At 67.0% G+C, this 6,980-nt stretch carries 7 protein-coding genes; 2 read left to right on the top strand and 5 right to left on the bottom strand.

The features are described from left to right. The first annotated feature begins 6 nt into the window (after positions 1-6). Positions 7-294 (top strand): hypothetical protein, encoded by a 288-nt coding sequence (locus CBI38_RS14545; RefSeq protein WP_109329817.1) that lies wholly within the window; start codon positions 7-9, stop codon positions 292-294. A gap of 480 nt (positions 295-774) precedes the next feature. Here the strand turns inward: CBI38_RS14545 and CBI38_RS14550 are convergent, their stop codons facing one another. The 5 genes from CBI38_RS14550 to CBI38_RS14575 all read right to left on the bottom strand — a co-directional run bounded on the left by CBI38_RS14550 (position 775) and on the right by CBI38_RS14575 (position 6,365). Further along, positions 775-930, bottom strand: a complete 156-nt coding sequence (locus CBI38_RS14550) for a hypothetical protein (protein ID WP_162603225.1) — start codon at positions 928-930, stop codon at positions 775-777. Positions 931-944: 14 nt separating this feature from the next. Beyond that, positions 945-1,310 (bottom strand): hypothetical protein, encoded by a 366-nt coding sequence (locus CBI38_RS14555; RefSeq protein WP_109329821.1) that lies wholly within the window; start codon positions 1,308-1,310, stop codon positions 945-947. Positions 1,311-2,142: 832 nt separating this feature from the next. Next, entirely contained in the window at positions 2,143-3,714 is a 1,572-nt protein-coding gene (locus CBI38_RS14560) for an MFS transporter (RefSeq protein ID WP_109329823.1), read from the bottom strand. After that, positions 3,711-4,424: an LppX_LprAFG lipoprotein gene (locus CBI38_RS14565; RefSeq protein ID WP_109329825.1), complete on the bottom strand. Its 714-nt coding sequence runs from the start codon at positions 4,422-4,424 to the stop codon at positions 3,711-3,713. Before CBI38_RS14565 ends, CBI38_RS14560 begins: the two co-directional genes overlap by 4 nt. Positions 4,425-6,026: 1,602 nt before the next feature. Then, positions 6,027-6,365, bottom strand: a complete 339-nt coding sequence (locus tag CBI38_RS14575; RefSeq protein WP_005255751.1) for an RNA polymerase-binding protein RbpA — start codon at positions 6,363-6,365, stop codon at positions 6,027-6,029. A gap of 172 nt (positions 6,366-6,537) precedes the next feature. Between CBI38_RS14575 and CBI38_RS14580 the strand changes: the two genes are divergently transcribed. Beyond that, on the top strand, positions 6,538-6,870 hold the full coding sequence (locus CBI38_RS14580) for a hypothetical protein (protein ID WP_109329829.1): 333 nt from the start codon (positions 6,538-6,540) through the stop codon (positions 6,868-6,870). Positions 6,871-6,980: the final 110 nt, after the last annotated feature.

The following is a 6,980-nucleotide window of genomic DNA, read 5'->3' on the forward strand; positions in this document are numbered from 1 at the left end:
CGCGTCATGTCGAGAAGGTCCGCGATCGGGGCGATCGTTGCAGGTGCCGCGGCGGCGGTGCTTGCCTGCGGGGCGGGTGCCGCCGTCGGGTCGGACGGCGGCATTCTCGGCCGGACCGCGGTGGCCGGGGTTGCTGTTCCGGACACCCCGGGCGCCGCGGATTGTCAGCCGGGTGCGCCCGGGAGCGGCACCCGGGGCGGGGACGGCGGCGACTGTGTCGGCGGTTCCGCGGGCAGTGGTGTCGGCAACCGGGGCGGCAGCGGCACGGGTGGCGCCGGCGGCAACGCCGGATAACCGCCGCCGGGGTGAAACGGGAGGGGTGATCAACGCCCAGCGTTCACCACCACTCACCGTCGATGACCGGTCCCCACCGGGGCGTATGTGCCCGGCGGGCACCGGTCGTCGGCGTGTCGCGCCGCGCCAAGCCGGTTCTCTGGTTGGGTGGCGTTCCGGTACCGGTACAGGTGATGTCAGGTTCGCTGTTTCCATTGCTCTTGGTCTTCAGTCATTGATGGCTATTGCGCGCCTCGCGGCGTGTGGCCACGGCTGTGGCTTCAAGAACGTGGCCGGTCGCAGGCCTCTGATGTGGAACTTGTGAAAGGGGGAGGCTGTCAAGAGGTCTCTCGCGCAGGCCGCATCGGGCGCAATTTTGCACGTCCTTCGCATCTCTCCCAGTACGATCAAGAGTGCGCCTAGCGCCCAAAGTTACGCGACGTCTATGAGTTGCCTATCGGTGAGCGGATGGTCGAGTGGCGGTGTCAGGGCCTGCCCGACTTACTCGCCGCGGCTGGGCATGGTCAGAATGAGGTGGGCGTCGTAGTCGGCGCCGTCCGAGATCGCCGCCTTGCACAGGCGGACGGCGGGTTCGGGGTTGAACAATGACGGTGCCGCTGTTGCGGCCTCGGTGAAGAGAACAGAATCGGTGCTCACACTCGATTCGGGAATCACGACTGCACGGCGCACGAGGTCGGGAATGTCGCAATCGTGCTCGGCACCCAGGCCTCGGCGATGTCCGCCCGCAGCCGAAGGGGTGTGGCGCGGGCGCGACGGCCTTCACCGTAGAGCAGGTGCGCCAATCGCACCGGGTGGCGGCCGTTCTGGTCGACACTGATCAATCCGAGTGCGTGTGCATCCTCTACGGCGCCGAAGTCGGTGACGTCGGCCAGGATCTGTTCCGGGAGCGGTTCCGCGACCGCGAGAACGTCGAGGACGGCGCCGACGGCGGGGGAAGGGCGTGGAGTTGCGCGCCGATGAGATCCGCTAGTCCCGGTGAGGCTGTGGGGGACAGTCCCACACCCAGACACCAGCACTGAGCCCCGGCGCTTCAGGGCTTGGGCTGAGTCGTCCGGCGGCGAGTTCCTGCTCGACCAGGTGACGCAGGTACAGGGTATTTTCGATTCGCTGCAGGTGTCCGTCCTTCCATAATGCAGTGACCGCATCGGGAGCGGGTTCTCCGGTACGAACGGTCACCACAACCGGGCTCAGGCGGCGCCGAACCAGTTGGAGTACCACGCACGCGGACAGGTCGTCGAGCAGGTGTGCGTCATCGCGCCGTAAACGCCTTTTTCAGGCGGGCATCGATGGGTCAGTCGGCGATTGCGGTCATGGTGTGCTCCTGGTGTTCGGTCACGTCCCGTGAGCGGTTCGATCGGCTCTACGAGAACCCTGTGCGCAGAGACGTGCCTCGCCTGGAGTGAGTTGACCCGCAACGGAATCGATGAGCCGCGGCGCGGCTCATGGGGGCCGTAAGCCACGCCGACGACGGGTGTGGTCGCCGAAGCCCAGATCCCTCATTGCTTCGACGGCAATCCATTCTTCCGAACTCCGATGATGAGTCGCGGAAGCCACACACCAGAGGTGACACCCGAAGGACGTACACACGTGCCGGTTTTACTTTCCATAGCGGGCGGTAACCGGGAGGTCCGCCCCGGCCAACCGGGGGCGACAGGGATACGGGCTCATGCCGAGGACGACCGTAGCCGAGGACGCGGAGTTCGATGCCCGCTCCGCGATACCCGACATCGGACGAGTACCCCGACGGCCCGCCGTAACTCCCTCGGTGTCACCCGGTTGGATTGAACCCGCTGCCGCCAACCGTTCACCGCAAGAGGAACTCCCACGCCCAGGTCGCCGTTCGAGGGGTCATGCCGGCTCGGCGATGCTGTTCTCGGCGGAGTCCGAGGCCTTGGGAGGTTGGCGGCTGAGGAACAGGGCGAGCAGCGCTCCCGCCGCGCACACCACCGACGTGATCAAAAATATCTCGGTGTACTGAGTAAGCAGAGCCCGGTCGACTGCTCCGGTGTACTCGGCCAGCTCCCGTGCCGCCTGCTCGGGAGGTTTGCCGACGGGGAAGGGCACTTGCAGGTTCGCGGTCAGGCTGTGGAAGCGGTGTAGCCCCCACGCAGATAACGCGGCAACCCCGAGGAGCATCCCGGTCATCCGCGTGACCACCATACCGGCCGAGGCGATCCCGTGCTGGATGGGCGGTACGGCGCGGAGCACCGCAACGGAGGTCGGCGCGATCACCAGGCCGAGACCTAGCCCAGCGATGGCCAGGTCGGTGTCCAACCGGGGCAGCGCAATCGGCCCGACCTGGTACGGCGCGGACAGCACGTCCATCGGCCACCGGGCCATCCGGAAGTAACCCGCCGCGGCCAGCAGCATGCCGGCCGCCGCGACCACCCGGTCGCCCAGCCGTGCCGCCAGCAGCCCGCCGAGCAGCGCGCCAACCGGGAGCGCGGCCAGGAACCGCAGCAGCAGTATGACCGCTCCCCGGTCGTCCCGGTCGAGTAGCGACTGGGCGAACAGGTCGACGTCCACCAGGGTCACCATCAGCGCGACGCCTGCCGCTCCAGATACCCCGAGCGCGGCAAGGAATGCGCGCATCTGCACATCGACCGGGTCGATCAGCCGGGTCTTGGCGCGCAGCTCCCAGCCGACGAAGGCGATTGCAGCGACACCGACCCCGACCAGCGTCGGCCCGCCCCACGGTGGCAGCACCGCGGTGCGCGGGTCCGGGTTGTACAGGCCGACGACGGCAAGCCCGAGGGCGACCGCGAGCAGCAGCCCCCCGGCCACGTCCACCCGGACGGGCTCGTGCGCCCGGTCGCGGCGCGGCACCGAAACCTGTACCGCGATCATGGCGAGCACGCCGAGCGGTAAGTTCATCCAGAACACGCCGCGCCAGCCGGCGATGCCGAACGCGCTCGACCAAACGGTAAGGCCGGCGATCGCCACCCCATACAGCGGTCCGAGCACGCTGCCCAGCTCCTGCGCGGCACCCACCGCACCGAGCACGTTCGACCGCTTGTGGGTTGCCCACAGGTCAGCGGCAAGCGCCATGGTCACCGGCAGCAACGCCCCACTTGCGACACCCTGGACGACCCGCCCGGAAACGAGCATGGGCAGGTCGTTGGCGAGCGCGGTGACCACCGAGCCGACCAGGAACCCGGCGAGGCAGCTCTGCAGCACCAGCTTGCGGCCGAACCGGTCCGATGCCTGGCCGAGCAGCGGCATCGCGGCGATGTAGCCGAGTAGGTACCCGGTGACGATCGGGGTCACCCGCTCCAGTCGGTTCACCGGGATCAGCAGGTCGTCCATGATCTGCCGGATCATGCTCACCACGACGTAGGTGTCCAGCGCGCCGAGCAACACGGCGAGCGCCGCGGCGCCGATGGCGACGGTCCTGCTCCGCGGGATCAACTCCACACTCACGCCGGGGGTGTCACCGTCACGGGCTTGTCCAGCTCGGACACAACCACGTCGACGGTCGGGGCGTCTGCGCCGTCCGGCTTCGGGAACGTCACCAGCGCTCTGATCGGCAGGTGCCTGCCGTCCTCGTCAAGCCAGACCGTGATGTCCACCTCGGACTCGACCCCGGGAACGATGTTGCCCACCGCGTCCTTGTCCGCCCGTCCGGTGATCTTGTATGCGGGTGTCCCGTCAACCTTTTCCCTCGCCTCGGTCTTCGCATCCGTGATGTTGGTCAGCACCTTCGCGAAGCCCCGGTCCGGGTCGAGGATGGCAGACGGGTCGTAGTACTCGGCGGTGAGCGAGGACGGATACCGCTGAAAGGTGCCGGTCGGGCCCTTCAAGTACAGCGAGTCGTCGACCAGCACGAATTCCCCGTCGATCAGCTGGCCGGCCAGGGTCAGCTTCACCGTGCCCTTCGCGCCACCGGCCGGACCGCCCTCCCTGGTCAAATCGCCCTCGGCGGTCTGCACGCTGATGCCTGGAATCGAGCCGGTGACGGACATCGTGAAGTGTGCGCTCCGGATATCGCGGACGGCGGACGCCGACTCGGCGAGCAGCCCGGCCGCGTCCGGCAGGTTCGCGCTCCTTGCCGGATCGGTGTCGGTGGTGCAGCCGGTGACTACCGCCGCGCTGAACGCGAGGGTTCCGAGGAAGATGCGGCGGGTGAGCATGTCCGCATCGTAGGACGCAGGCTCCGAAAACGCCTGGAATTGCGGCCAGAACCGGTGTCGTTGTGGCCCGACCTGGCCCTCGGCCGACCGACATCGCGCTGACGACGGTTGTTGATCCCTACCGCTCTCCCGCGGTCAGGCTGCGGGTTCGCTTGTCCCATGATTGCGGGGGCGGCAAGCGCTCCGGCGCCAGTTTCAGGGTTCGCCCCCTCAGTACACATCCCGTTCGGCGCACTGAACCAGAAGTCCGCGGCGGTCCAAGAAGCAACGAACGACAGTGTCTGACGAACTACGGGGACCTAACAAACGGCTCCGCGAGCGAGCCTGGCGATCATGTGGGACCAGGAGCCTGCCACAGAGAGTCTGTTGTGGAACAACGGTCGGCGCTAGCCGATGTGTTGAACGAGTCACCGGCACGCCGCGCTCGCAGCGGTCACGCTCGCGACCGCCCTGACCACCCCAGTTGCGGCGATCTCAGTGCCCGCGACGCTTATGAGTTCGGCGGGAGCCGCGGCGGCCTACTGGTTGCGCACCCGACCGGCGAGGTGGAACGACAGGCTTATCCTCGAGACCGGATACGGGCATGTTCCTGTGGACCTGCTCCGGCAACTGCTGCGAGGTCCCGACATCCTACGCCCCACCGTGCTCCTGATCCTGATCGTTTAGGTGAGCTGATCAAGACGGTGCGAGCCAGGCGTGAATGCGATCGAAGTTTGTCAGCGACTGAGTGGATGGCGTCCACGGTCAGGTGCCGCACGGTCAGCGGTGGTGTTTCGGGTGCGCTGAACGCGGCCCCAGTCGAATTCGTGCCAGCCGGGGATGTGGCGTTGCCGGCCTTCGTCGCGGCGGCGGTGTTCGTGGTCGCGATTTGCCCGTGTTTGTACTCCTCGGGTCGCCGTTTACGCGCCACCTGACGGAAGGGCTGGAGTCACCGCTTGGAGACGCATGGTGAACGACGCGATGAAGCGGATATCCGACGCCGGAGAAGGCGTGCGGTGGGCGGCTGACTCGGAATCCGACGCCTCCCACCGGGCGAATTGCAGCGGCGCCGGGGCAGCTACGGGTGATCACCGCGCCGATCCACCGCTCGTTCCCGAATCTGATCGATGTGCCGAACAGACCGAAAGGTTTGAACGAGGCGCCGACGGGAAATACCACACGCGGCGGCGCGTTGCAGGCGAACGGGCTGGTGCACCCTCATCCCTTGTCGGCGCGGCGCCGGGGAGACGAAGGATGGCCCGTCCTGCTTGAAATTGAAACCAAACCCTTGACTCCGCCGTACCGAATAGTAGATTGAGAGCGGTCATGTGACCTACCTCTCGAGCTGAGAAGTCGGGTGGTCGGTCATACGTGGTGTTCTTCGACTGCGTGTTCGGGGCGTGACTCTCGGTTTGTGTGCCCGGAATGTAACGCGCCTGCGTTCCAGCAGATCGGAGTACGTGGATGAGTCCTGTCGCGACTGTCGCCACGCCAACGACCTATAGCAGCCAACCCATGCCCACCCTGGTATCAGCCACTGATCCCACGTCGAGGACGGCGCAGACACAGCAAACGCCGCCCCAGTCGAGCCGGGACGGCGTTCGTATCGTCGGGCAGCCTGCATCAGGCTCCGCGTCGCTTGGCCTTGAGCAGGTCGAGACGCTCCTTGAGCAGCTCTTCCAGTTCTTCCTTGGAACGACGCTCGAGCAGCATGTCCCAGTGGGTACGCGGCGGCTTGACCTTCTTGGCCTCGGGTGCGGTGCCCTCGACCAGGGTGCCCTCCAAGCCGTTGCGGCAGAGCCACGTGCCCGGGATCTCGGCGTCGTCCGCGAACGGGATGTCGAACACCTCACCGTTGTCGCACCGGTACTTGGCCATCCGACGGGGTGCGAGGTCGTGGTCACGGTCGGTCTCGTAGCTCACCGCTCCGAGTCGACTCCCTCGAAGTACGCGATCTGCCATGGTTGTGTCCTCTCCTCGATCGTCTCCGCGCGAGCACGCCTGGACAGCAGCCAAGCGTTCACACTCATCTACAACGCCACGGCTTCCCGATTGGTTCCCGCACGCCGCGCAGATGCAACCTCGCCATCTTACCGGGCGGGCATCGAGGGGTCGCGCAGTAAGGTGGTGGACCATGACCGGCGCATCCCGCAGACCCGACTCGTGCGTGTGGTGCGGCCGGGAAGTCGCGGAGTCCGGGATGGGGCGACGCCGCCGGTATTGCCGCCAATCGTGCCGGCAGCGAGCGTACGAGCAGCGCACCCAGGTCAAGGGCACGAGTATCCCCGCGGATGCCGTGGTGCTGACCGCCGAGGAAGCCTCCGCCATGGTCGACCGGATCTTCCAGGTTCGTTGTGCGGCCGAGGACGTGGCGACAGCCGTCGCCGAAGGTGCGGCGGCCCATGAGCTGGAGTCGTTGTGCGCCGACCTCCTGCACCTTGCACGTGAGGCCGAACGCTTCCGCTGAGGCCCGGCCACGGGCAGCGGGAAGTGCTGCGCATCCTGCTCGACCGGCCCCATCCGGGTCGCCGTCGCAGATCGTTGGCGATTCCGGCACGAACATCACGAATCGACGCA

The sequence above is a fragment of the Rhodococcus oxybenzonivorans genome, from assembly GCF_003130705.1.
Classification (GTDB): Bacteria; Actinomycetota; Actinomycetes; order Mycobacteriales; family Mycobacteriaceae; genus Rhodococcus_F; species Rhodococcus_F oxybenzonivorans.